The 23,896-nt window shown below is 33.2% G+C and carries 18 protein-coding genes and 1 pseudogene; 7 read left to right on the forward strand and 12 right to left on the reverse strand.

Going from position 1 to position 23,896, the window contains the following annotated elements; genetic code table 11:
- Nucleotides 1-2: 2 nt before the first annotated feature.
- The 3 genes and pseudogenes from RG22_RS09750 to RG22_RS09760 form a co-directional block, all read left to right on the forward strand.
- The gene (locus RG22_RS09750) at nucleotides 3-4,052 is read left to right on the forward strand and encodes a DUF6443 domain-containing protein (RefSeq protein ID WP_162183645.1); all 4,050 of its coding nucleotides are present in this window, start codon (nucleotides 3-5) and stop codon (nucleotides 4,050-4,052) included.
- Nucleotides 4,042-4,674 (forward strand): hypothetical protein, encoded by a 633-nt coding sequence (locus RG22_RS09755; RefSeq protein ID WP_034042834.1) that lies wholly within the window; start codon nucleotides 4,042-4,044, stop codon nucleotides 4,672-4,674. The genes RG22_RS09750 and RG22_RS09755 overlap by 11 nt, the downstream gene beginning before the upstream one ends.
- Before the next feature lie 107 nt (nucleotides 4,675-4,781).
- A pseudogene (locus tag RG22_RS09760) lies at nucleotides 4,782-5,099 on the forward strand (IS982 family transposase); the annotation flags it as partial.
- A 173-nt stretch (nucleotides 5,100-5,272) separates the two neighbouring features.
- Here the strand turns inward: RG22_RS09760 and RG22_RS09765 are convergent.
- Nucleotides 5,273-6,601, reverse strand: a complete 1,329-nt coding sequence (locus RG22_RS09765) for a DDE-type integrase/transposase/recombinase (protein ID WP_156113372.1) — start codon at nucleotides 6,599-6,601, stop codon at nucleotides 5,273-5,275.
- A gap of 188 nt (nucleotides 6,602-6,789) precedes the next feature.
- On the opposite strand from RG22_RS09765, the gene RG22_RS09770 reads away from it, so the two are divergent.
- Entirely contained in the window at nucleotides 6,790-7,155 is a 366-nt protein-coding gene (locus tag RG22_RS09770; RefSeq protein WP_034042836.1) for a hypothetical protein, read from the forward strand.
- 75 nt (nucleotides 7,156-7,230) lie between these two features.
- Here RG22_RS09770 and RG22_RS09775 read toward each other — a convergent pair whose 3' ends face one another.
- From RG22_RS09775 to RG22_RS09815, 9 genes are all read right to left on the reverse strand, one after another.
- Nucleotides 7,231-8,460, reverse strand: a complete 1,230-nt coding sequence (locus RG22_RS09775) for a hypothetical protein (protein ID WP_156113373.1) — start codon at nucleotides 8,458-8,460, stop codon at nucleotides 7,231-7,233.
- 99 nt (nucleotides 8,461-8,559) lie between these two features.
- Nucleotides 8,560-9,117, reverse strand: coding sequence for a ribosome recycling factor (gene frr, locus RG22_RS09780; protein ID WP_034045944.1), 558 nt, complete (start codon nucleotides 9,115-9,117; stop codon nucleotides 8,560-8,562).
- A gap of 43 nt (nucleotides 9,118-9,160) precedes the next feature.
- The gene (gene pyrH / locus RG22_RS09785; protein ID WP_034045946.1) at nucleotides 9,161-9,868 is read right to left on the reverse strand and encodes a UMP kinase; all 708 of its coding nucleotides are present in this window, start codon (nucleotides 9,866-9,868) and stop codon (nucleotides 9,161-9,163) included.
- A 177-nt stretch (nucleotides 9,869-10,045) separates the two neighbouring features.
- Nucleotides 10,046-11,020, reverse strand: coding sequence for a translation elongation factor Ts (tsf, locus tag RG22_RS09790; protein ID WP_034042841.1), 975 nt, complete (start codon nucleotides 11,018-11,020; stop codon nucleotides 10,046-10,048).
- A gap of 83 nt (nucleotides 11,021-11,103) precedes the next feature.
- Nucleotides 11,104-11,925, reverse strand: coding sequence for a 30S ribosomal protein S2 (gene rpsB, locus RG22_RS09795; RefSeq protein ID WP_034042842.1), 822 nt, complete (start codon nucleotides 11,923-11,925; stop codon nucleotides 11,104-11,106).
- A gap of 202 nt (nucleotides 11,926-12,127) precedes the next feature.
- On the reverse strand, nucleotides 12,128-12,514 hold the full coding sequence (rpsI, locus tag RG22_RS09800; protein ID WP_034042843.1) for a 30S ribosomal protein S9: 387 nt from the start codon (nucleotides 12,512-12,514) through the stop codon (nucleotides 12,128-12,130).
- Nucleotides 12,514-12,969, reverse strand: a complete 456-nt coding sequence (rplM, locus tag RG22_RS09805; protein WP_034042845.1) for a 50S ribosomal protein L13 — start codon at nucleotides 12,967-12,969, stop codon at nucleotides 12,514-12,516. The genes rpsI and rplM overlap by 1 nt, the downstream gene beginning before the upstream one ends.
- 150 nt (nucleotides 12,970-13,119) lie before the next feature.
- Nucleotides 13,120-15,966: a DNA polymerase I gene (gene polA / locus RG22_RS09810; protein WP_034042847.1), complete on the reverse strand. Its 2,847-nt coding sequence runs from the start codon at nucleotides 15,964-15,966 to the stop codon at nucleotides 13,120-13,122.
- A gap of 120 nt (nucleotides 15,967-16,086) precedes the next feature.
- Nucleotides 16,087-17,082 carry an isoaspartyl peptidase/L-asparaginase family protein gene (locus RG22_RS09815; protein ID WP_034042848.1) on the reverse strand — a complete coding sequence of 332 codons (996 nt, stop codon included), beginning with the start codon at nucleotides 17,080-17,082 and terminating at the stop codon, nucleotides 16,087-16,089.
- 101 nt (nucleotides 17,083-17,183) lie between these two features.
- On the opposite strand from RG22_RS09815, the gene RG22_RS09820 reads away from it, so the two are divergent.
- The 3 genes from RG22_RS09820 to RG22_RS09830 all read left to right on the forward strand — a co-directional run bounded on the left by RG22_RS09820 (nucleotide 17,184) and on the right by RG22_RS09830 (nucleotide 19,676).
- Nucleotides 17,184-17,906, forward strand: coding sequence for a copper homeostasis protein CutC (locus RG22_RS09820; RefSeq protein WP_034042849.1), 723 nt, complete (start codon nucleotides 17,184-17,186; stop codon nucleotides 17,904-17,906).
- Nucleotides 17,907-18,009: 103 nt separating this feature from the next.
- Nucleotides 18,010-19,239, forward strand: coding sequence for a metallophosphoesterase (locus RG22_RS09825; RefSeq protein ID WP_034042851.1), 1,230 nt, complete (start codon nucleotides 18,010-18,012; stop codon nucleotides 19,237-19,239).
- A gap of 140 nt (nucleotides 19,240-19,379) precedes the next feature.
- On the forward strand, nucleotides 19,380-19,676 hold the full coding sequence (locus RG22_RS09830) for a thioredoxin family protein (RefSeq protein WP_034042853.1): 297 nt from the start codon (nucleotides 19,380-19,382) through the stop codon (nucleotides 19,674-19,676).
- A 105-nt stretch (nucleotides 19,677-19,781) separates the two neighbouring features.
- Here the strand turns inward: RG22_RS09830 and RG22_RS09835 are convergent, their stop codons facing one another.
- Together RG22_RS09835 and RG22_RS09840 are read right to left on the reverse strand one after the other, a co-directional pair.
- Complete coding sequence (locus tag RG22_RS09835) at nucleotides 19,782-20,486, reverse strand: polysaccharide deacetylase family protein (protein ID WP_034045948.1); 705 nt, start codon at nucleotides 20,484-20,486, stop codon at nucleotides 19,782-19,784.
- 19 nt (nucleotides 20,487-20,505) lie between these two features.
- The gene (locus tag RG22_RS09840) at nucleotides 20,506-23,817 is read right to left on the reverse strand and encodes a protein O-mannosyl-transferase family (protein WP_034042855.1); all 3,312 of its coding nucleotides are present in this window, start codon (nucleotides 23,815-23,817) and stop codon (nucleotides 20,506-20,508) included.
- Nucleotides 23,818-23,896: the final 79 nt, after the last annotated feature.

The raw sequence follows: 23,896 nt of genomic DNA on the forward strand, positions 1-23,896 counted from the left end.
TTATGAAAAAGCTACTATTCACCTTAGCAACTTTGTGTATATCATCTATAATGATAGCACAAACAACAACAGAAAATTATGTGCATAATACCACATATAGAACAGCAACCACTACAGGCAGCGTTTCAAATAATGATAAAATTGAAAGTGTTACCTATTTTGATGGATTGGGAAGACCTATGCAGAACATTGGCATTCGAGCAGGAGGCAACAGCGAAGACATTATTACACACATTGATTATGATGCCTATGGTAGACAAAATAAAGACTACTTACCATACACATCTAATTTAAATATTGGTAGTTACAGAACTAATGGTTTAAGTGCTACAAATACGTATTATGATGCTATAAAATACGAAGCCGATTTCCCAAGTGTATCGGTTAATGATATTAATGCGTATTCTCAAAAAGAGTTTGAAGACTCTCCGCTTAATAGAGTATTAAAACAAGCAGCACCAGGAAAAGATTGGAAGCTAGGTAATGGGCATGAAATTGAGTTTGAGTATGCAACTAATACAGCAAGCGAAGTTCGGTTTTACGAGGTTAGTTTAGCTTTTGCAAATAGCACCTACACACCTACCTTACAAGGCGGAACTACATATTATGGCGCAGGCACATTATACAAAACAGTAACTAAAGACGAAAACCATGATGGGACAAGCACTAAAAATCATACTACTGAAGAGTTTAAAGACAAACAAGGGCGGGTTATACTAAAACGAACCTATAACAATAGTGTGGCACACGATACGTATTATGTATATAATGATTATGGTAATTTAAGCTATGTATTACCACCTAAATCTGAACCTCAAACAGCAAAACCAGATGCTACAGCACTCTCTGAGCTTTGTTACCAATATAAATACGACTACAGAAATAGACTGGTAGAAAAGAAAATCCCAGGAAAAGGTTGGGAATATATTGTTTACAATAAGTTAGACCAACCTATAATGACTCAAGATGCTAATCTGGATGCTCAGAACAAATGGGTGTTTACTAAATATGATGCTTTTGGTAGAGTAGCATATAAGGGTATAGCTACACTAGCAATAGATAGAGTACAAGCACAAAACAATGCTAATGCAACAGTAGCTCAATATGAAACCCCAGAGAATGGGTTTTATACAATGAATACTTACCCTTCAATAGCAACTACAGCTCATGAGCCACTTACTACTAATTACTACGATAATTACAATTTTCCGCTTAACGGATATACTATACCTACAACGGTATTGGGACAAACCGTTTCTCAAAGTGTTAAAGGATTGCCTACTGCTAGTGTTGCACGAGTTTTAACAAGCGGAACGTATAAATGGGTATATAATATAACGCTTTATGACATCAAAGGACGTGTTATCCTAGAAGGATCAGAAAATGAATACTTGACAACGACTGATATAGTAGAGACCGAGTTGGATTTTACAGGAAAAGCAAAAAAAGTAAAAGCGACACACCTTAAAGGCACTAACCCTCCTATAATAACTGAAGATGTTTTTACATATGACCATACAGGGCGTTTAATATCTCAAAAACAAAAAATAAACAATTTAGATGAAGAAACTATTGTACAAAATACTTATGACGATTTAGGGCAGCTCATAAGCAAAGGCGTAGGAGGTAAATCTTCAAACGCAACAAGACTTCAAGAGGTTAATTATGCTTATAATGTAAGAGGTTGGTTAAAACAGATAAACAACCCAGCCACTTTAGGTAATGATTTGTTTAGTTTTAAACTAAATTATAATACAAACAACCATGGAGGAACAAATCTATTTAATGGTAACATCTCTGAAACCGAATGGAAAACAGCCAATACCGATAATAGTTTAAAATGGTATGCCTATAGTTATGATGCACTGAATAGAATAAAAACTGGTTTGAGTGATAATAATGGTAGGTATGACTTGGGGAGTATTGCAGAGCCTATTACTTATGATAAAAATGGAAACATAACTTTTTTAAGAAGACAAGGACATGTTGTGGCTAATCCAGATGAATCAAATACTAGTCATTTTGGAGATATGGATCACTTATATTATTATTATGAAACCAATAGTAATAAGCTTAGAAAGGTTACGGATTTTAAGAACGACGATTTTGGGTTTAAAGATATTGATATAGTAGGAAATGATTATATTTACGATGCAAATGGAAATTTAACTTCTGATGTGAATAAAGGGATTACAAATATCACATATAATCATCTTAACTTACCTAAATCAATTACTTTTGGAAATACTGGCTATATTATACACTATACATATGACGCTCTTGGTAACAAATTACAAAAATCATCAGCTGATTATAATGGACCCGCTCCATTTGGAGGTTCCTTGAAGGTTACTAATTATGCAGGGAACTATATTTATGAACTCGAAGGAGGTTCAAATGGATATTATGCTCTAAAATTTTTTAATACCTCAGAAGGATATGTTGATGTTGAGGATTGTAGATTTGGAAATTGTCAGGAAAATAGAATAGATTTCAGTTATGTATATCAATACAAAGATCATTTAGGGAATGTGAGGTTGAGCTATAACGATATGGATAAGAGTGGGGACATCACGGGTGAATATAATTATGTGACCGTTTTTAGCGATGGGTTTGAGTCCGCTTCTGGTTGGGATGGTACGGGACATACATGGGGTTGGGATGTAGATGAGTTTGATTCTTCATTTAAGTTAAACGGAAATTATTCTGCAAGGTTAGACACACACTCACACTGGGAAAACGTAGCTCACAGTAATGATTGGATACAAATAAATAATTCACAGGCAACAGATTATATTTATTCTGGTTGGGTATATCTTGAAGATGTGTCTGGAAATCAAGCTGATATTTTCTTATTCATGAATGAAGATACAGAAACAGGTTATTATACTGAAATCAGTTCAGTTAGCACATACAATAGGGGACAATGGGTTTACATAGAAAAGAAAGTTACTGTACCCGCTAATATAGATAAATTAAATATTAGGATTGATAATGACCATGCAGGCAAGGTGTGGTTTGATGACGTTAAGATAGTGCGTGTTGATCCTACAAATAATTCTGAAATTGTGGAGGAGAACAACTACTACCCCTTTGGTCTCAAACATAAAGGGTATAATGGGAATGTGGTTGGTGCTGACCATCCTTATGGATATTTAAATCAAGAAGAACAAAATGAGCTTGGTTTAAATTGGCTAACGTTTAGATATAGAAACTATGATGCTGCAATTGGTAGATTCTTTGGAGTAGACCCAATAGCTGAAGAATTCTTTACAATTTCTACTTATCAATTTGCACATAATAGTCCTATTTGGAAAATAGAAATTGAAGGTTTAGAAGGGGAAATATCTCCAGCTATACCAGGATCCGTTGATGTAATTAACCATGAACCTGTAGGAAACCCGTCTAGTAATTTGCCTATCCCTATTGGAGATGGAACAGGAAACCATGGAAGTGCTCCAGATAACACTACTTTTTCACAGGGTTGGAACTCAAAAGTTAGTAAATTTAATACAAGGTTTTGGGGAAGTTTTCAAGATTTCATGAATAAACCTTTGCATAGAGGTTCAGAAAAAATTAATGAAATGGGTCTGTCAACTGCTCAGCTAGCAGCTGATGCGACAGGTTTTTCCAACCTAATGGGTTGGGAAAATAAAACAGCAAACGCAATTGATGGTTTAGTTGAACAAATACAGAGCATTCCTGAAATGTCAAATGCAGAAAAAGGAGGACTAGCTGCTGGAATAACTATATTTGCGGCAGAAGCTGCTGTTTCAAGGAAGCTTCCTTCATCTACTTATATTAAATTACTTGGTGGAAAAAGTAGCGTAAAGAATATTGGAACAAATGTTAAATTTAATGATTTTGGAAAGAACTTGGAAGCGAATGGATTTACAAAAGCTGTTTCTAAAGACGGAAAGGTAATTAATTATACAAATGGAGATATAAAATACTCTTTACGAACTAATTCTCAATCAACAGGAGGAGCAACAGCGGACTATTATTCAGGAGATAAATTAAAGGCTAAAATAAGATTAGGGTATGAAGAATAAATCATCAATCTTTATAAGTAAAGAGGTTTTTAAAGACAGAAAGACTATTGTTGATAATATTTTAAACGGAGAATCACTTCCGAATAATATTTTTACTTCTGATTACAAATTCTTCAAATTTATAGAGTTTGATGAGCTTTTTACTGAACATTTTTACAAATTTTATTCAAATTATGTCTATCAACTAGGTCTTGATTATTTTACGTTTTACACATTAAACCCTAATCCTGAAGAATATTTTTTTAAATTTTTTAGCGAATATAATGTTATAGATTTTTCAGCTAAAGATAGTTTTGAATCTTTTTTAAATAAGTTAGTTTCTGAGCCTCATGATAGTCCTGCTGATGCTTTAAGGTATAACTCAAATGAAATATTAGTGTTCAATGAGAATCTAGATATTGTTATTTATGGGAATAGAGATGAGGAATTTGTAATTATTGCTGCTACTGGTTGTAAAGTTATGAATGAGTTTAATGAAAATTATCCTGAGAATTTGCTTTATGATGTCAATGAATATATTGAGAATTTATTACCATTAAAGTTTAGTAATTTTAAGTTTACTCAACAACAGTTAGTATTTTATGATAACTTGATTAACAATTATGGTCACTGTCCAAATTAACAGTTATTAAAGTTTATTACTAACCCGTTGTGCATTATGATTTAAAAGAAAAAAGTTGTCCATCTTACTGATAATCAGTAACTTGTTTTAGCGATAAAACATTAATTATGAACAACTTAAATGCAAATTACGAAAGAATATTGGAAGTATTAAGAAAAATATCAAAAGAGCAGCTTTTAGCTTATCAAAGACGACAACCCAAACTGAGTGATTTGGAGTTGGTAAGCCTAAGCCTTACATCAGAATATATGGGTATAGATAGTGAGAGTAACCTATTTAGACAACTTCCTGATATCATTTCATCAAAAATTAACCGCAGTGTTTATAATCGTAGAAGAAGAAAGTTAGCAAATCATATTGATGCAATACGTTTAAAATTGGCTACTCATTTTAATGAATTTGAAGACTATTTCATTGTAGATAGCAGTGCAATTCCCAAAGCGATTTTATAAAAAGGCATTCCTTATAAGGAATTTAGAGAATAAAAAGGTAATTGATGAAATTTTTAAAGAATTAATTGCATTTTAATAAAAAGAAAGTTAACAAGAGTAACTATTTAATTAGTTCCTCTTGTTGTTTTAGTCCTATTTTAAGACAATTATAAACATTGTTTACAAGCATTTTTTGTGTTTTGTAATATCCTAATGGCTTTTTGTTGCTTAAAATGTATTATGTATGTGCTAAAATTAATTGGTACACCATTAAAAGTTTCAAAAGGGGTGTTGCCGCCTAAACTCTTTTGCGGTTTTATTTTGTTGTATGTTGTAACCGATTCTTCAAGAATATTTAATAACTGGGTTCGAGAATAAATTTGTTTAGGAAATAAGAATTGATACTTAATCACTTTGTTCAAAGCTTCAATAGTGGAGTTGGAATAGAGCACATCCTTTTGGGCAATATTGTGTTTCACTTCAATAGCTAAACCATTTAAAAAACCAGAAACATTAGTATTTATGTTTTCAGCACCACCATCAGTAAGTAATTGCAAAGCGTTGGGTTTGTATTTTAAAGTAGCTTCTCTTAATAAACTTACTATGGCCTTACCAGAATTATGATTTTCTATGCGATACCCTAAAATAAGTTTAGAAAAATGATCCATTAAAAAATGAATGTAATGTTTAGAGCCATCTGCTGTTTTAAAAATGGTAACATCGGCACACCAAAGTTCATTTGGTTTTTCGGTTTTAACAGGTTTATAATTCAGATACTTTTTTTTAAGACGTTTTGTATTAAAACCAAGTAGCATGCAATATTTATAAAAAGTAGATAAAGAACATGATAAAGCGTCATCGTGAACTGCTTTTAGATATACTGATACTTTAGACCAAAACAAATAATCTTTATGAGCCATGTAACGTTTAATTGTTGTTACTTCAGAAACCAATAATTGATTCGGAAATCGTTTTGTGCACCATTTGTAATAAGAAGCTTCACATTTATAAATAACCCTGGCTTTATAGTTTTGGTAAGTCGTTCTTGATATATTAAAGACTCGAAGCGCATTGTCAATAGAAATATAACCTTTTACAGATTCAATAGTATTAACAACCAATTCTTTTTGCTCTTTAATGGTAGTTTTTAAGCCCTTGATATTAGAAATGATAATATGAAGCGTATCACATAATTTAAAATAGGCCTCAATGGTTTTTTGGGTTTTAGAGCTTTGCCCGATTCTTTTAATGAACTCTATTTCTTGATTTACAAAAGTAGCAACTTCGCAGCCCGTATATTTAGCTTCAGGTTCATGCCTCCAACGGTATTTGTTGGTATTGGATATTAACGCTTTTAATGATACAGGTAAATTATCTTCAAGCCCTAAACGATAATAATGTTTTACATTGGTGTCCCAAGATTTTCGCTTTGCAACATTACCATCAACTAAGTTGCAATGCGTATTAGAAATATGTAAACCTGCTGAAGATTGCAAAACGTACACTTTTTTATGCAAGCAAAACTATGCACAATGCTTCAAACCTAACTAAGCATTTATATTACTTTTAGTAAGCTTTTTAAAAATATTTAGAATAGCTTACTCTAAATTTTTAAAAAACAAGTATTTTTATTTTTTCAGAATCCTATGAAAATGAATAAAAATAGCTACTCATTTTATTGTTTGTGAGCTGTAAAACGCTTTCTATTCACCCAGAATCGCAAACAAAAACAATCGAGCCATTAGTGCTAGGAAGCATAGGCTCGGGAAAGGAATTTATTTTACAAAAGGGATTTAATGACGCTTCCTATCCAGCATATAAAAAGCCCATAAAAGTCACGATATTAAGAACGCCTTTTAATAAATCTACATACAAATCGTTTTTAAAAGTAAAACAATCGCAGTCTAAAGATATTAGTATTCAATATTTAGATTCCCCCGCTACCGCTAGTTTGCAACTAGTGGCATTAAGAGTAAGAAAATCATATATAAAAAGCTTTTACACAAACTGTAAAGGCTTTTTTGCTAAAATATTTCTAATTAGATTATGACCACTAAGTAAAACTTAGCAGTAGCAGTCAGTAATTTTTGTACAGCCCTAATAAGCGAGTGCTAGCAAGGTTTTTTTACAATGTTACATTAAAGGTAAATTTAAGAGCAACATTATCGGCGATTTCTGGTAAATGATACGCGCCATATCTATAAGTAAAGCTTAAGCCAAAGCCAAAGAGTAATTTGTTAAGCTCGAAACCAGATTCTGTATAGCCTTCTTTTAACGAATTAAAACTTACATTTTGATGCCTTTCTGGGTTTTTTATATTCCCAATAGCATAGCGTGTTATTAACACCAATTGAGGTTGATAACGTTTAGAAATTTTAAATGGAGCTATATAATGTTTGAGTTGAAACGTGGTGAATTTATCTGAAAAAAATTCGTTAAAAAACATGGTTTCAAAACTATTTAAACCTGCAACCGAAAAACGTTGCATAATGGTTTCTTTGCTAATATTATTTGGGTATGCATGATATAAATGCGTTAAGGGGGCATTTTCTGAAGTAATTCCAGAAACTAAGGTAATTTCTGAAAGTGCTTCGTTTTTATGCTGTATTTTATGAATGGTTCTAAAGTCTAGTTTTGAAAAATTGATATTGCTATTAAATAAATTTTTAAAACTATTTGTAAACTGAAGTGTGAATTTTGGATAGCTTTCTTTAGTTTCAACTAATTTATTTTCGACATATTCAAAATGGCTAAAAGGACTCCATTGTAATGCTAAAGTTATGGTGCTTAAATGAAATTCGCTAAGTGTATTGGTATTAAATACGTATTGATAGTTGTAAGTTGGGTTTATATTACTTACTGCAAATTGTGTTTCGGTTAATAGTTTTGGTGCTAATTGATGTTGCAAAGAAATAGATTTTGTAACGTGTTTATGAAACAAATCGATATTTAGTAAGCGGGGTTCGAAAAACTGAAAAAAACGTTTGTCAGTTAAAAATTTTGTGCTTCCGGTTTCCTGTAAATCGTTGGTATATGAAGCGTTTATCCAAGTGTTAGTTTTTTCGGCTAACCTAAAACCAGCACCAATACTATATTTAAAACGGTGGTCTTTAAAGCCGTAAACGGTATAACCATTAATTCGAAATTTCTCTGAAAAGGCATCATTAGTTATGCCACCAACACCAGTTCTAATAGCTTCGTATTGATTATATTTTATTAAATAACGTAAATCGAAATTAAAATATTTGGTTGGTAAAAAACCATTTCCAAGTTGCTTAACAAAAGCACTTTTTTTTATTGAATCTTGCTTAGGCTCAATATCATTATTAGAAAAGGATTGCGAATACGCGAACATTGTAAAAATAAAAAACAGGAAGGTTGTACAATGTTTTAACATGTGCGCGATAAAAGCTTATAGTTATAAAAAAAAGCGACGTTTTTGTCGCTTCTTAAATTATACGGTCATGATTTCTTTTTCTTTATTATCAAAGACGTCATCAATTCTTTTAACGTAACTATCAGTCATTTGTTGTATGTCAATTTCTGCGTTCTTTTTTAGATCTTCTGATATATCATCATGCTTTTTAACGTCATTCATAGCGTCTTTACGAGCAGTTCTAACACTGATTTTTGCGTCTTCAGCTTCAGATTTTGCTTGTTTTGCTAAATCACGTCGACGTTCTTCAGTTAATGGCGGCACATTAATAATAATAGTTTCTCCGTTATTCATTGGGTTAAAACCAAGATTAGCATAAGCAATACCACGCTCAATCTCTTGTAACATGCTCTTTTCCCATGGTTGAACCGTTATGGTTCTTCCGTCTGGTGTATTCACGTTTGCTACTTGACTTAATGGCGTTTGTGAGCCGTAATAATCTACCATAACGCTACCAAGCATTGCAGGACTGGCTTTGCCAGCTCTAATGTTTATCAATTGTTTTTCTAAATGTTTCATGGCATTATCCATGGATTCTTTAGCTGTGTCTAATATAAATTGTACGTCTTCATTCATATTTTTTAATTTTATATCAATAATTTCAAAAATTGCGCCAAAATTAAATATTGACTTCTGTACCAATCTTTTCGCCAGAAACAACTTTCATTAAATTACCTCTTGTATTCATATCGAAAACAATTATTGGGAGTTTGTTTTCCTGACTTAGTGTAAACGCTGTGGTGTCCATAACTTTCAATCCTTTTCTTAAAACATCCTCAAAAGTAATGTGGTCAAATTTTATTGCCGAGGTATCTTTTTCTGGGTCGGTATTGTAAATACCGTCAACACGCGTACCTTTTAAAATAACATCAGCTTCAACTTCAATAGCTCTTAAAACAGCAGCCGAATCTGTTGTGAAATAAGGATTTCCTGTACCACCACCAAAAATAACAACGCGTCCTTTGTTGAGGTGACTCATAGCTTTACGTCTTATAAAAGGTTCTGCAACTTCGTTTATTTTTATAGCGGTTTGCAAACGCGTTTTTACACCAGCATCTTCTAAAGCATTTTGCAGTGCTAAACCATTTATTACGGTTGCTAGCATGCCCATGTGATCACCTTGAACTCTGTCCATACCATTCATAGCTCCAGCTACGCCTCTGAAAATATTGCCGCCACCAATTACAATGGCAACTTCAATACCTTTTTCTGTAACGGCTTTAATATCTTGAGCATATTCTGCTAAACGTTCTGGGTCTATACCATATTGGCGATCACCCATTAAGGCTTCACCTGATAGTTTGAGGAGTATTCTTTTGTATTTCACGTTTTTATATTGATTTGTGAGATTTCCGCCTACGCGGAAACTAGAGTTTAGCAAAGCTACATAAATTTTTTATTTTTTGAATTTATATAAAACTTGAATTTTTGAATAAAAAAAACCACTATTCTTTTAAAGAGTAGTGGTTTGAATTGTATTTATTTTTGCTTTCGCAAGAGTTTGTTATCCTACTGTAGCACGTTTGAAACCTGAGATTTCAACTTCACCGTATGTAGAAACATAATCTGCAACAGTTTTCTTTTCATCTTTGATAAATTTTTGATCTAACAAACATTGTTCTTGATCTAATGTTGTGTTATCAGAAATGAAACGTTCCATTTTACCAGGTAAAATTCTGTCCCAGATTTGTTCAGGTTTCCCTTCAGCTTTTAATTCAGCTTTAGCAGCTTCTTCAGCTTCAGCGATAACTTCTGGAGTTAATTGCGCCATAGAAATATAGCTAGGTACGTTTTTAAGCGTTTTACCTAAGCGACCTAATTCAATATTGTCTTTTTCAATAACAGCAATTCTAGCTTCAGTTTCTGATGCTACAAAAGCAGGGTCAAAATCTTTGTAAGATAATGAAGTTGCTCCCATTGAAGCTACTTGCATTGCTACGTCTTTAACTAAAACATCAGCATTGTCAACTTTAGCAGTTAGTCCAACTAAAGCAGCAATTTTGTTAATGTGTACATAAGAACCAACATAAGCTGCTTCTAATTTTTCAAAAGCTGTAATGTCTAATTTTTCACCAATAACACCTGTTTGCTCAACTAATTTTTCAGCAACTGTCATGCCTCCAAAATCAGCAGCTAAAAAATCTTCTTTAGTATCAGATTTTAAAGCAATATCAGCTAAATCATTAGCTAGAGCTAAAAAGTTTTCGTTTTTACCAACAAAATCTGTTTCACATCCTAAAACAATGGCAACACCTTCAGTTTGGCTTGCGTTAATTTTAGCGACAGCAGCTCCTTCAGATGAGTCTCTATCTGCTCTCTTTTCAGCTACTTTTTGCCCTTTTTTACGAAGAACTGCGATAGCTTTATCAAAATCGCCTTCGGCTTCAACTAAGGCTTTTTTGCAGTCCATCATACCTGCACCTGTAGCTTGTCTTAATTTATTTACTTCAGCGGCTGTTATTTTTACTGTAGTACTCATAGTTATTATAATTTAAAAAAGTCGTTCAATATATTTTCAACGAAGAAAAAAACTAAACGACTTATTTGTGTTGTATTAATGTTTTATTCTTCTTCTTCAGCAACAGCTTTTTTAGCTGGTGCAGCTTTAGCTTTAGGAGCATCTTTCTCAACTACTGCTTCAGTTTTCGCTTTAGCTTTAGAAGATTCTTCTTTAGGAGCTGCAGTTGCATCTTTTTCAGCTTTACGTTCTGCTAATCCTCCAGATATTGCAGATGCTACATGTGTTAAGATTTTATCTATCGATTTAGAAGCGTCATCATTTGCAGGTATTACATAATCAACTTGACGTGGGTCAGAGTTGGTATCAACCATTGCAAAAATAGGAATGTTTAATTTTTGAGCTTCTTTAATCGCGATATGCTCACGCTTAATATCTACAACAAATAAAGCACCTGGTAAACGAGTCATGTCACTTATTGAACCTAAGTTTTTTTCTAACTTGGCTCTTAAACGATCTACTTGTAAACGTTCTTTTTTAGATAAGGTCATGAATGTACCGTCTTTCTTCATTCTATCAATAGAGGCCATTTTTTTAACCGCTTTTCTAATAGTAACAAAGTTAGTTAACATGCCTCCTGGCCATCTTTCAGTGATGTAAGGCATATTAATGTCTCCAGCTTTTTCAGCAACAATATCTTTTGCTTGTTTTTTTGTTGCAACGAATAAAATTTTACGTCCAGAAGCTGCAATTTTTGCAAGTGCTGCTCCAGCTTCGTCAATTTTAGCCGCTGTTTTGTATAGGTTTATAATATGGATGCCGTTACGCTCCATATATACGTAAGGTGCCATGTTTGGATCCCACTTACGTGTAAGGTGTCCGAAGTGTACACCTGCTTCAAGTAATTCTTTTACTTCTACTGCCATTTTGTAATAGTTTACGTTCTGTTGAATTAGCAATGTTCCATTTGGCTTTTAGCTTTTTAGCTTTTGGCTTTTGGCTTCATTTAGATGCTAAACTAAATCCTGTTTTTACACTAGGACAACAATAACTGTTTTAATTTTTTTATTCAATTTCAACACGATTGAGAATACTGAAAACAGACGCTCAATTGTGTTGAAGATAATATTAACGTTTCGAGAATTGGAATTTTTTACGCGCTTTTTTCTGTCCGAATTTTTTACGCTCAACCATTCTTGGATCTCTTGTTAATAAACCTTCTGGTTTTAATGTTAGCCTGTTCTCTGCATCTAATTCGCACATTGCGCGAGAGATTGCTAAACGAACAGCTTCTGCTTGACCTGTAATACCTCCTCCAAATACATTTACTGTAATATCAAAGTTGCTATCATTGTTAGTCATAACTAAAGGTTGCTTTACTTTGTACTGTAATGTTGCAGTTGTAAAGTAAGCAGTTACGTCTTTTTTATTAATCGTGATGTTCCCTTTTCCTGGGGCTACATACACACGAGCAACAGCCGTCTTTCTACGGCCAATTTTGTGAATTACATCCATTATTTGAATTCGTTTAAGTTAATTGCTTTTGGTTTTTGCGCTGCATGAGCATGCTCTGAACCAACAACAACTGTTAGGTTACGGAATAAATCTGCACCTAATTTGTTTTTAGGTAACATTCCTTTTACTGATTTTTCTACTACTCTTGCAGGGTCTTTACCATACAATTCTGTAGCAGTTAAACTTTTTTGACCTCCAGGATATCCAGTGTGACGAATGTACGTTTTGTCGTTCCATTTGTTACCAGATAATGTGATTTTTTCTGCATTGATAATAATTACATTATCTCCGCAATCAACATGAGGTGTGAAGTTTGGCTTGTGTTTACCTCTTAAAAGTTTTGCAACTTTAGAACATAAACGACCAAGCGCCTGACCTTCAGCATCAACTAAAACCCACTGCTTATTTACAGTAGCTTTGTTTGCTGAAATCGTTTTGTAGCTTAATGTGTCCACACTTTAAATTTTTTCTAATTAAACATTCCTCTCTCAAAAAGAGTTTGCAAATTTACGATTATATATTTGATTACCAAATAGTGAAGGGAGATTATTTTATGTGTTTTTTTTATCCAAAAAATAAAAATAAAAACCAGAAGTTTTCAATATTTAATGCGCCTCCAACCAATTGTCGCCAATATCTAAATCGACATCTAAAGGAACTTCTAATTTATAGGCATTTTCCATTTCGGTTTTTACCAATGTTTTAATGGTTTCCAATTCGGGTTTATAAACATCAAAAACCAATTCATCGTGTACTTGCAGCAGCATTTTTGTTTTATAATTACCAGCTTGTAATTTCTCGTAAATTTTAATCATGGCAATTTTAATAATATCTGCGGCACTTCCTTGTATGGGTGCATTTACAGCATTACGTTCTGCAGCACCACGAACTATAGCATTACGAGAATTAATGTCTTTTAAATAACGGCGACGACCTAAAACTGTTTGAACATAACCATTATCGCGAGCAAAATCAACTTGATCATGTATAAAGTTTCGTAGTTTCGGATAGGTTGCATAATAAGTGTCAATAAGTTCTTTAGATTCACTTCTCGATAAATCGGTTTGATTACTTAAGCCAAAAGCTGAAACGCCATAAATGATTCCGAAGTTGACCGTTTTAGCATTGCTTCGCTGCTCACGAGTGACTTCGCTTAAAGCTACATTAAATACTTTTGAAGCTGTAGATGCATGAATGTCTTCACCTTTTTTAAAGGCTTCAATCATGGTTTCTTCTTTACTTAAAGCCGCAATAATACGGAGTTCTATTTGCGAATAATCGGCAGCTAACAACGTATAATCTTTATTTCTTGGTATAAACGCTTTTCGTACTTGCCGTCCACGTTCTGTTCTAATTGGAATATTTTGAAGATTTGGATTATTACTGCTCAAACGACCTGTCGCTGCAACGGTTTGCATATAATCGGTATGTACACGTCCTGTTGTTTCTTCAACTTGCAATGGTAACGCATCAACATAAGTACTTTTAAGTTTTGAAAGCCCTCTAAAATCTAATATATTTTGAATAATCTCGTGGTCTTTTGCTAAGTAACTTAAAATATCTTCTCCTGTGGCATATTGTCCGGTTTTTGTTTTTTTAGGCTTATCAACTAGTTTCATTTTGTCAAATAGAATTTCACCTAACTGTTTTGGCGAAGCAATATTAAATTCTTCTCCGGCAGCTTCATAAATTTTAGCTTCTAAATGTGTAATATCTTTGTTTAATTGTTCAGAAAGTGAATTCAAAAAACCTTTATCTAAATTAATACCTTCCAATTCCATTGCAGCTAATACACGTAATAGTGGAATTTCAATATCGTCAAATAATTTCTGGGTATTGGCTTCGCCTAATTCATTCTGAAAATGTTCTTTTAACTGCAACGTAATATCGGCATCTTCTACCGCATATTCGGTTTGCTTTTCTAACGGAACTTCTCGCATCGAAAGTTGATTTTTTCCTTTTTTACCAATCAATTCGGTTATGGAAATGGGTGTATAATTTAAATACGTTTCAGCAAGCACATCCATATTATGACGCATATCAGGGTTGATAAGGTAATGTGCCAACATCGTGTCAAATAATTTGCCTTTTACGGTAACATTGTATTTTGCAAGTACCTTAATATCATATTTTAAATTCTGACCAATTTTTTCAATGGTTTCGCTTTCAAAAAACGGACGTAATTGCTCAATGATTCCTTGAGCTTCACCTTTGTTTTCTGGAAAAGGCAAATAGAACCCCTTTCCAACTTCCCAAGAAAATGCTATGCCAACCAATTCAGCAGTTATCGGGTTTAATCCTGTCGTTTCGGTATCAAAACACACCGAAGTTTGGTTCATTAAATTTTTAATAAAGAGTTTGGTTGCTATTCCCGAGGCGACACTTTGGTAAAAATGCGACGATGTTCCCAAGGTTTTTCTTGAATTACTTGTTATCGCTTCCGCGGAATTGTCTTCTGCTCCAAATAGAGAAAATTGTCCAGCTCCAGCAGATTTAACTTCCTTTGGTGTTGTTTTTATTTCTGTTTTTTCTGAAGTTTTTTCGGTTGAAGTTTGAGCTGTTTCCGTTTCAGACGAAAACGTTTTTAAGAAATTATCGGTTAATCGTCTAAATTCTAATTCCTGAAAAATTTCTTTAACCTTTTCAACATCTGGATGATCGAGTTCAAAATCTTTCGCATTAAAAGTCACCGGAACATCCAACATAATAGTTGCTAACTTTTTAGAAAGCAGCCCAAGTTCTTTTGCACCTTCAACTTTCTCCTTCATTTTACCTTTAAGCTGGTCTGTATTAGCCAACAAACCTTCCATACTTCCAAATTGGGCAATGAATTTTTTAGCTGTTTTTTCACCAACACCAGGTAGTCCTGGAATATTATCGCTAGAATCGCCCATCATGCCTAAAAAATCAATCACCTGCATGGGGTCAGTCACTTCAAACTTTTTCTGTACTTCTGGTATTCCCCAAGTTTCGTAACCACCACCAAAAACAGGTCTGTACATAAAAATGTTTTCGGTAACCAGTTGTGCAAAATCTTTATCTGGAGTAACCATGTAGGTTTTGTAACCTTCTTTTTCCGCTTGACGGGAAAGCGTGCCAATAACATCATCAGCCTCATAACCTTCTTTAACCATTATTGGAATGTGCATGGCTTTAAGGATTTCCATAATATATGGTATGGCAGTTTTAATACCTTCTGGGGTTTCATCACGATTGGCTTTGTAGGCTTCAAACATTTCTACTCGGTCAGCACTTCCACCTTTATCAAAACAAACCGCTAAATGGTCTGGTCGTTCACGTTTAATAACATCTAATAACGAGTTCATAAAACCCATAATAGCCGAAGTATCTTCTCCTTTAGAATTAATTCTTGGATTTTTTATAAAGGCATAATACCCACGAAATATTAAAGCGTAAGCATCGACAAGAAAAAGGCGTTTTTGTTCTGACATTTTGTTTATTTTGATAGAAAATCAAAGCTACAAAAAGTTATTACTTAATTGAAATAATAAAGTTTAATGTTTTTAAGTCCTTTTAAAGAAGAAAGCTTATTTATGAGATGTAAGAATGTTCTATATTTTCTTTTTATAGAATGAATCTACTTGCTCATTTGTGTGTCCAGCTTCGGTTGCTTTGCGGTAAGTAAATCCTGGGTGTACACAATAGCCTCCAGTTTCTCCTTTTTTATTTAGTGCCAAAAAGCCAATTTGAAAATCTTCTCGTCCTTTGTTTTTAGTCATAATACGTTTTACGCCTTCTTCACAAGCTTCTTGAGGAGATTTACCTTGGCGCATTAATTCAACAATTAAAAAACTTCCTACCATACGTATTACTTCCTCTCCAACACCTGTAGCTGTAGCTCCACCAACCTCATTATCAACATACAATCCTGCACCAATTATAGGAGAATCGCCAACACGTCCACCAACTTTATATGCCATGCCGCTTGTGGTACAAGCACCAGCTATATCGCCATTCTTATCCATGGTTAGCATACCAATGGTGTCATGGTTTTCAATGTTTATTATAGTTTCGTATTTAGATGTTTTTTTCCATTCCAACCATCTACTTTTAGCTTCTTCTGTTAGTAGGTTGGTTTTTTTAAAGCCTTGTTCGTAAGCAAATTGTTCTGCGCCTTTTCCTGCTAAAATAATATGTGGTGTTTCTTCCATCACTTTTCTTGCTACAGCAACAGGGTGAGCAATATTTTGTAAATATACTACGGCACCACAATTACCATCTTTATCCATAATACATGCATCTAGGGTAACGTTTCCGTCACGGTCTGGTGTTGCTCCTATGCCAACGGTGGTATTTTTTATATCAGCTTCCTCTGCCATAGCACCTTTCTCAACGGCATCAAGAGCATTGCCTCCATTTGTTAATACTTCCCATGCTTTTGAATTTGCGTTTTCAAAATTCCATGTACAAACAGCTATAGGTTTAATTGTTTTTTTGTCTTCTTGTTTTGTAATCGTTTTTTTGTCTTCGCACGAGGCTAATAAAGAAGCGGAAATTAGACCTGCAGTGCTTAAAGATGTGTTTTTTATAAAGTTTCTTCTTTTCATCTAAGTTTTATAATTTTTTTCTTTTCCGCAAAAGCGGAAATCTTATTTAGTTTAAAAACATCTGCTAAATTATACTTAATTTAGACTTCTAATATACTAAAATGCTGCTAGAAATTTGTACCAATTCTTATCACTCTGCAATTCATGCTGAAAACGCTGGAGCTAACCGTATTGAATTATGTTCTGAGTTATCAGTTGGTGGCATTACACCGAGTTTTGGATTAATTAAAAAGGTAATTGGAACACTTAAAATTCCTGTATTTGTTTTAATACGACCAAGAAGCGGAAATTTCACCTATTCTGATGATGAATTTGATATTATTAAAAATGATATTATACAATGTAAAGCATTTGGTTGTAGTGGTATTGTGTCTGGAATTTTGAGTAAAAATAATACGATTGATATTGAAAGAACTAAAGCCTTAGTCGAACTTTCAAAACCAATGGCATTTACGTTTCATCGCGCATTTGATTGGATTGAAAACCCATTTGAAGCTATACAGCAACTTGCAGATATAGGTGTTGATAGAGTGCTTACTTCTGGACAACAAACTACTGCTGAAAAAGGTGTTGAGTTGCTTAAGCAACTAAAAGAAACAGCTAAGAATAAAATTATAATTCTACCAGGAAGTGGTATTAATTCACAAAATGCCATATTATTTAAAAATGAAGGTTTTGCCGAAATTCATTGTTCGGCTTCAACTAAAATTCAAGTTATAGAAACTCCTAAAATCTCAATGAATAGTGTTTCTTTATTTGATGAACGCATTATATCATTTTCAGATGAGAGACTTATTGCCAATATAGTCAAAGCTATTAGTTAGTCATTTTTTTTGATAAAGATTAATTATGTTCTTAACATACAGTTAAATGTGTTTTACTGGCTAAGTCAGAATTTTAAAATAAAGTATCTTTGAAAAAAAAGCTATGTTGCGTTGGGTTATTTTTGTGCTGTTCTATTTGTTTATATTATTCTATAGCTTTCAAGCTATAAAAACAGTTACTAAAAGTTCTTGGGTTTATTATGTGTTTTTTGGGATAGCCATAATAATTTTAGGTAACTTTTTATTTCAATTTTTATCATCTTCAGAAGGGCGTGTATTAAGCCCTACAAAAAGTTATGCTTTTGGGTTTTTATTAGCGTTTATGTCTTTTGGATTAGTTATTATTCCTGTGCTATTAGGTGAAGACATCATCAGATTCGTTTTAGGGCTGTACGATAAATTGGTAACTACTAAAGCGTCTTTTTATCTCCCATCTAGACGTAAATTTATTAGTCAAGTAGCAATAGGTTTGGCAGCAATTCCCTTTACATCACTTTTGTACGGTATGTATCGTGGAAAATATAGATTTAGAGTTTTAAATTACACCTTACACTTTGAAGATTTACCAGAGGCTTTTGATGGGTATAGAATCACGCAAATCAGCGATATCCATTCAGGAAGTTTTGATGATAAAGAGAAAATAAAATATGGTGTTAATTTAATAAAAGAGCAAAACTCGGATATTATTTTATTTACTGGCGATATGGTAAACAACAAATCCTCTGAAATGACAGACTGGAAAGATTTGTTTAGTACATTAAAAGCAAAAGACGGTGTGTTTTCGGTTTTAGGAAATCACGATTATGGAGATTATGTGGATTGGCCTTCACCAGATGCTAAAACTCAAAATTTAGAAGACTTAATTAAACTGCAAAAAGAAATGGGTTATGATTTGCTTTTAAATGAAAGTAGATTTATTGAAAAAGATGGGCAACGCATTGCTCTTGTGGGTGTTGAAAATTGGGGTGCAGGCGGATTTAAAAAAGCAGGTGATTTAAAAAAAGCAGCTCAAAATGTTGATAAAGATGATTTTAAAATTCTATTGAGTCATGATCCCTCGCATTGGGAACAGCAAGTTATTAAAGACGATTATCATTATCATTTAACATTAAGCGGACATACACACGGGATGCAGTTTGGTATAGAAATTCCAGGTTGGATAAAATGGAGTCCTGTAAAATGGCGATATAAATATTGGGCTGGTATTTATAAAGAAATGGGACAATATATAAATGTTAATAGAGGGTTTGGTTATTTGGGGTACCCAGGGCGTGTAGGGATTTGGCCAGAAATAACTGTTATTGAGTTAAGAAAAGGAGTAAAAGACGCATAAACGTTAGCAAATGTTGTAATTATTACAAAATTGTTTATATTTATAATTAAGTATTTCAGCTTGGTTTAAATGGTTGATTTTCAAACTAAATAAAAAATTGTAGGTTTGTAATACTTTAGATTGATTTAAAACATTAAGATATGTCAAAATTTGGGGAACTTATCGATGTAGATATTCCTGTTTTGTTAGACTTTTTTACAGAGTGGAATGAGCAATCTACAGCTATGCACCCTGTGCTTCGAGATGTTGCTGCTGCTTTAGGCGATAAAGCAAAAGTGATAAAAATTGATGTTGAAAAAAACGAAGAACTTGCTGAAGCTTTAAGAGTGAAAGGTTTGCCAACACTAATTATTTATAAAGATGGCGAAATGAAATGGCGCCAAAGTGGTGAGCAAGATGCTAATACACTTATTGGTATTATTCAGCAATACGTTTAATTAACTCTTTATTAATATTGATTTTTTCGTCATTCTGAACTTGTTTCAGAATCACATTTGAATAAATCATGAGACCTTGAAACAAGTTCAAGGTGACGAATATTTTTAATCTATAGATTCAAAACGATATCCTTTCTCACTAAAATATTCTAAAACCTTTGGTAAAGCATATTGCATATTTTTTGAAGCTTTAACACTATCATGGAAAACTATAATACTTCCGTTTGTAGTTTTAGAAATCACATTATTTAAGCAATTCTCATTAGAAACAGTAGCGTCCCAATCAAAAGACAACACATTCCACATTATTATTTTGTAACCTAATTCGATTAGTTGTTTGCCTTGTTTTGGTTTTATTTGTCCGTAAGGTGGTCTAAAAAGTTTTGGGTTCAGAATTTTTAGTTCTGCACTTCGACATGGTTTATCTTGAACGCAGTCGAAAGACTCAGTGTGACAAGTTTTAATTTGAGAATTTATAACATTTTGCGCTTCAAAAATATTCTTTAAATAATCTTTTGTTTTGGTTTTCCAACCCTTAATATGATTGTGTGTGTGATTACCAATAGCATGCCCATCATTTAATATATCCTGAAAAATATTAGGATGCTTTTCAATATTATTACCAATGCAAAAAAAAGTGGCTTTGGCATTGTATTGTTTTAAAACATTTAAAGTCCAATTTGTTATTTCTGGTGTTGGACCATCATCAAAAGTAAGGTAGATACTTTTGTTAGTTGTAGGGATGTCCCAAATATAATTCGGAAACATCCTTTTAACTAGTGTTGGCATTTTTACAGGTGTTAAGGTCATGCTCATGCCTTAATCCGAATTAATTAGCGGTATCTAGTTGTAAACTATTGCTATCTATAGGAATATCTAAATCAGTATGTTGCTGTTCTTCTTCAAGTTCATCGTCACCATAAAAATGTTTAAACAGTTTTAAGTAATTGTTAAAAATATCGCCTTCGGTTTCAGCAAAATCTATATCATATTCAACTAAAACATCAACAAGACCTTTATAGCGTTGAATGTCTGTATAAATGTCTTCAAATAAACGTTCTTGATTTTCAACTTTTAACCCACTGTAATAGTTTAAGTTTTCTTGATATTTATTTGCAACTTCTTTAAATAATTGTTGCGCTTTTTCTTTATTTCCTACTTCATAATATCCGCTAATATAAGGTTCTAAAAGTGTGTAAAAACCAAAGTATTCAACAGGCATATTAGTCATGGCTATGTCTGCAATTTCTTCAGCTTTATCTAATTTGTCTTCATTAATAAGTTGCTCCATCAAACGTGCTAAATTCCCTCGATACGTAATGGAGTTTTTACGAGTTTCTACATCATGGTAAATGTCTGAGCTACCACTATTCCCCCAATCCCATTTTTTAACTTTTTCGTACATAAAATCACTGTCAACTCTACCCATATCAAAGGGGTTTGCTCTATCAACAGGCGTTTTAATAGGTACTAATTTGTAGCACATGCCATCAAGTTGAAGGTAATCTTTCATCCAAATATAATCGTCTTCAGCAAAAGCACCTCCGGTGAAATATATAGGACGTTTCCATTCATTATTGGCAACAATATCGAGCATTAAAAGACGATTTTTGTAAATAGCACTTTCTTTTATTTTAATATCAATATAAGGCACGATTTTATCGGCATCTTTAGGTTTTACAATACCGTATTTTAAAGCGTTTGCTTTGTTAACAGGTATTCTTAAATTATCTGTTGGTAAATAATTAGCATTCAAATCTTGATTTCTTACTTGCGAAACATCTACTTCTTGTTGTTGAAGTATATACTTGTATTTTGATCTAGGATTATCACTAGCAATAAAGTTTAATGCTTCTTTTATTTCTAAAGTATCTTTTATAACAGCTTCTTTTATAACGTAATCGTTAGTGCCATATTTATAATCATTATGTGTTAATTGTGAAGGAATAGGGTCGCTTTCGTAAGCTTTACGTTTCATTTGGTCGATGTACCAATCGGTTTGAAATAAACTGGTGTTTACTACGCGTACATCGGTTCTGTAGCCTTCAATTTCTTGGGCGTACCAAAGGGCGAACGTATCGTTATCGCCAATAGTAAATAGTATGGCATTTTCATCACAAGAATCTAAATATTTTCTAGCCATAGATCGAGCAGTGTATTTATCAGATCTATCATGGTCGTCCCAATTGTTTGCAGCTAAAATTCCAGGGACTAAAATTAAACATGCTATAGTTATAACAGGTACTGCTAGTTTTGAAGGTAAATATTTTTTAAGCACATCGTAAATAGCATAAACCCCAAAACCAATCCAAATGGCAAATACATAAAATGAACCTACTACTGAGTAATCGCGTTCGCGAGGTTCAAATGGGCGTACATTGGTGTAAAACTGAATGGCCAACCCTGTAAACAGGAAAAATACGAGCATGATCCAAAAGGTTTTTTTGTCTTTATTAAAGAGGAAAAACATACCGATAAGCCCTAAAATTAAAGGTAAAAAGTAATAGGTGTTTCGAGCTTTATTGTTTTTTACATCGCTCGGTAAATTATCTTGCGAGTAGCCTAAATGCCATTTGTCAATAGGTTTTATACCGCTTATCCAATTGCCATGATTGTCGTAACGCCCTTGAATATCGTCTTGCCGTCCTGTAAAATTCCACATAAAATAACGCCAATACATATACCCGAGTTGGTATTCTAACATATAAAGAATGTTTGATCCCAATGAGGGTTTTTCAATATCGATGTAACTTTTAAATCGTTTTAAAAAATTGTTATAATCTTCGTAATCTACATTGCCTCGAGCAATATCATTTTTAAAATCTGATACCGCTTTACGGAGCTCGTTTTGCATTTGGTAATCTGGTTTTAGTTTAAAATCTAAAAACCCAGAAAACATCATGTAATTTTCGGCATGTTCTGCACTCCACATTCTAGGAAGAACAGCAGCATGTTTAGAATTGTAATTTTGCTTGGCGTTTTTATAGTCGTTTACAATAACGTATTCGCCTTTTTCTTTGTCTTTTTCGTATTTAGGTTTATCGTCCGTATACGGGTTGTTTTCATCCAAATAAGCGTATTGATCTGTAAATAATGGTCCATAAAACAAGTGTGTTTCTGGGTATTGTTCTAAGTTATAATAGGCTAATAATTCTCTGGCACTCGATGGGTTGTTTTCATTAATTACCACATTGGCATTGGCGCGAATAGGTAACATTAACCATGTGGAAAATCCAATAACAACAAAGGTTAAACAAAGTATACCTGTGTTTAAATGTGTGTATTGTTTTTGTCGCGTGTACTTTAATGCATAAAAAATAATAGCGACCAATAATAAACCTGCAATAACAGATCCTGAGTTAAAAGGAAGTCCGATAGTATTCACAAAAAATATTTCAAAAACACTAAAAATCTTAAGAATATTTGGCGCTAATAATTTAAAGACAAATAGTAAAATACCAACCGAAACCACATTAGCAATTATGAAATTTTTAACCGTAACCGTTTTATAATTTTTAAAGTAGTAAATAAGTCCGATAGCAGGAATGGTTAGTAAGCCCATAAAATGCACCCCAAACGATAAGCCAATAACGAAAGCAATTAAAATAAGCCAACGGTTTCCGCGTGGTTCGTCCATGTCTTGCTCCCAACGTAAGCCCAACCAAAATAACACTGACATAATTAAAGTAGCCATGGCGTAAACTTCGGTTTCAACAGCATTAAACCAAAACGAATCGGTAAATGTAAACGCTAAACTGCCTACTAAACCACTACCTAAAATAGCCATAGTTTGTTGTGAGTTTAAATCTTTACCGTTGTTAACAAATTTTTTCAACAGCAAAGTAATCGTCCAAAACATAAATAAAATAGTGAAAGCACTAGCCACAGCACTCATCATATTCATCATCCAACCTACTTGAGAAGGCTCAAAAGCAAACATAGAAAAGAACGCTCCCATCATTTGAAATAAAGGGGCCCCTGGTGGGTGACCAACTTGCAATTTTGCCGAGGTTAAAATGTATTCACCTGCATCCCAAAAACTTACCGTAGGTTCTACTGTTAAACTATATGTAATAAATGCAATTAAAAAAGAGAACCATCCTAAGATAGTATTCCATTTTTTAAAGTTTAAATGTGCCATAAAATCTATGTTTGTTTGCTTGGGCGAATTTAATAATAAATATGAAACGAGACATAACTATTTAGTTTGTCTTAACATA

Source organism: Wocania ichthyoenteri Th78 (assembly GCF_000789235.1).
Lineage (GTDB): Bacteria > Bacteroidota > Bacteroidia > Flavobacteriales > Flavobacteriaceae > Wocania_A > Wocania_A ichthyoenteri.

What these genes read in the sequence shown, in the direction of transcription:
- RG22_RS09750 (WP_162183645.1), top strand. Translation starts at nt 3, where the DNA reads ATGAAAAAGCTACTATTCACCTTAGCAACTTTGTGTATATCATCTATA.
- RG22_RS09755 (WP_034042834.1), top strand. Translation starts at nt 4,042, where the DNA reads ATGAAGAATAAATCATCAATCTTTATAAGTAAAGAGGTTTTTAAAGAC.
- RG22_RS09775 (WP_156113373.1), bottom strand. Translation starts at nt 8,460, where the DNA reads ATGTTCGCGTATTCGCAATCCTTTTCTAATAATGATATTGAGCCTAAG.
- frr (WP_034045944.1), bottom strand. Translation starts at nt 9,117, where the DNA reads ATGAATGAAGACGTACAATTTATATTAGACACAGCTAAAGAATCCATG.
- tsf (WP_034042841.1), bottom strand. Translation starts at nt 11,020, where the DNA reads ATGAGTACTACAGTAAAAATAACAGCCGCTGAAGTAAATAAATTAAGA.
- rpsB (WP_034042842.1), bottom strand. Translation starts at nt 11,925, where the DNA reads ATGGCAGTAGAAGTAAAAGAATTACTTGAAGCAGGTGTACACTTCGGA.
- rpsI (WP_034042843.1), bottom strand. Translation starts at nt 12,514, where the DNA reads ATGGATGTAATTCACAAAATTGGCCGTAGAAAGACGGCTGTTGCTCGT.
- polA (WP_034042847.1), bottom strand. Translation starts at nt 15,966, where the DNA reads ATGTCAGAACAAAAACGCCTTTTTCTTGTCGATGCTTACGCTTTAATA.
- RG22_RS09815 (WP_034042848.1), bottom strand. Translation starts at nt 17,082, where the DNA reads ATGAAAAGAAGAAACTTTATAAAAAACACATCTTTAAGCACTGCAGGT.
- RG22_RS09820 (WP_034042849.1), top strand. Translation starts at nt 17,184, where the DNA reads ATGCTGCTAGAAATTTGTACCAATTCTTATCACTCTGCAATTCATGCT.
- RG22_RS09825 (WP_034042851.1), top strand. Translation starts at nt 18,010, where the DNA reads ATGTTGCGTTGGGTTATTTTTGTGCTGTTCTATTTGTTTATATTATTC.
- RG22_RS09830 (WP_034042853.1), top strand. Translation starts at nt 19,380, where the DNA reads ATGTCAAAATTTGGGGAACTTATCGATGTAGATATTCCTGTTTTGTTA.
- RG22_RS09835 (WP_034045948.1), bottom strand. Translation starts at nt 20,486, where the DNA reads ATGACCTTAACACCTGTAAAAATGCCAACACTAGTTAAAAGGATGTTT.
- RG22_RS09840 (WP_034042855.1), bottom strand. Translation starts at nt 23,817, where the DNA reads ATGGCACATTTAAACTTTAAAAAATGGAATACTATCTTAGGATGGTTC.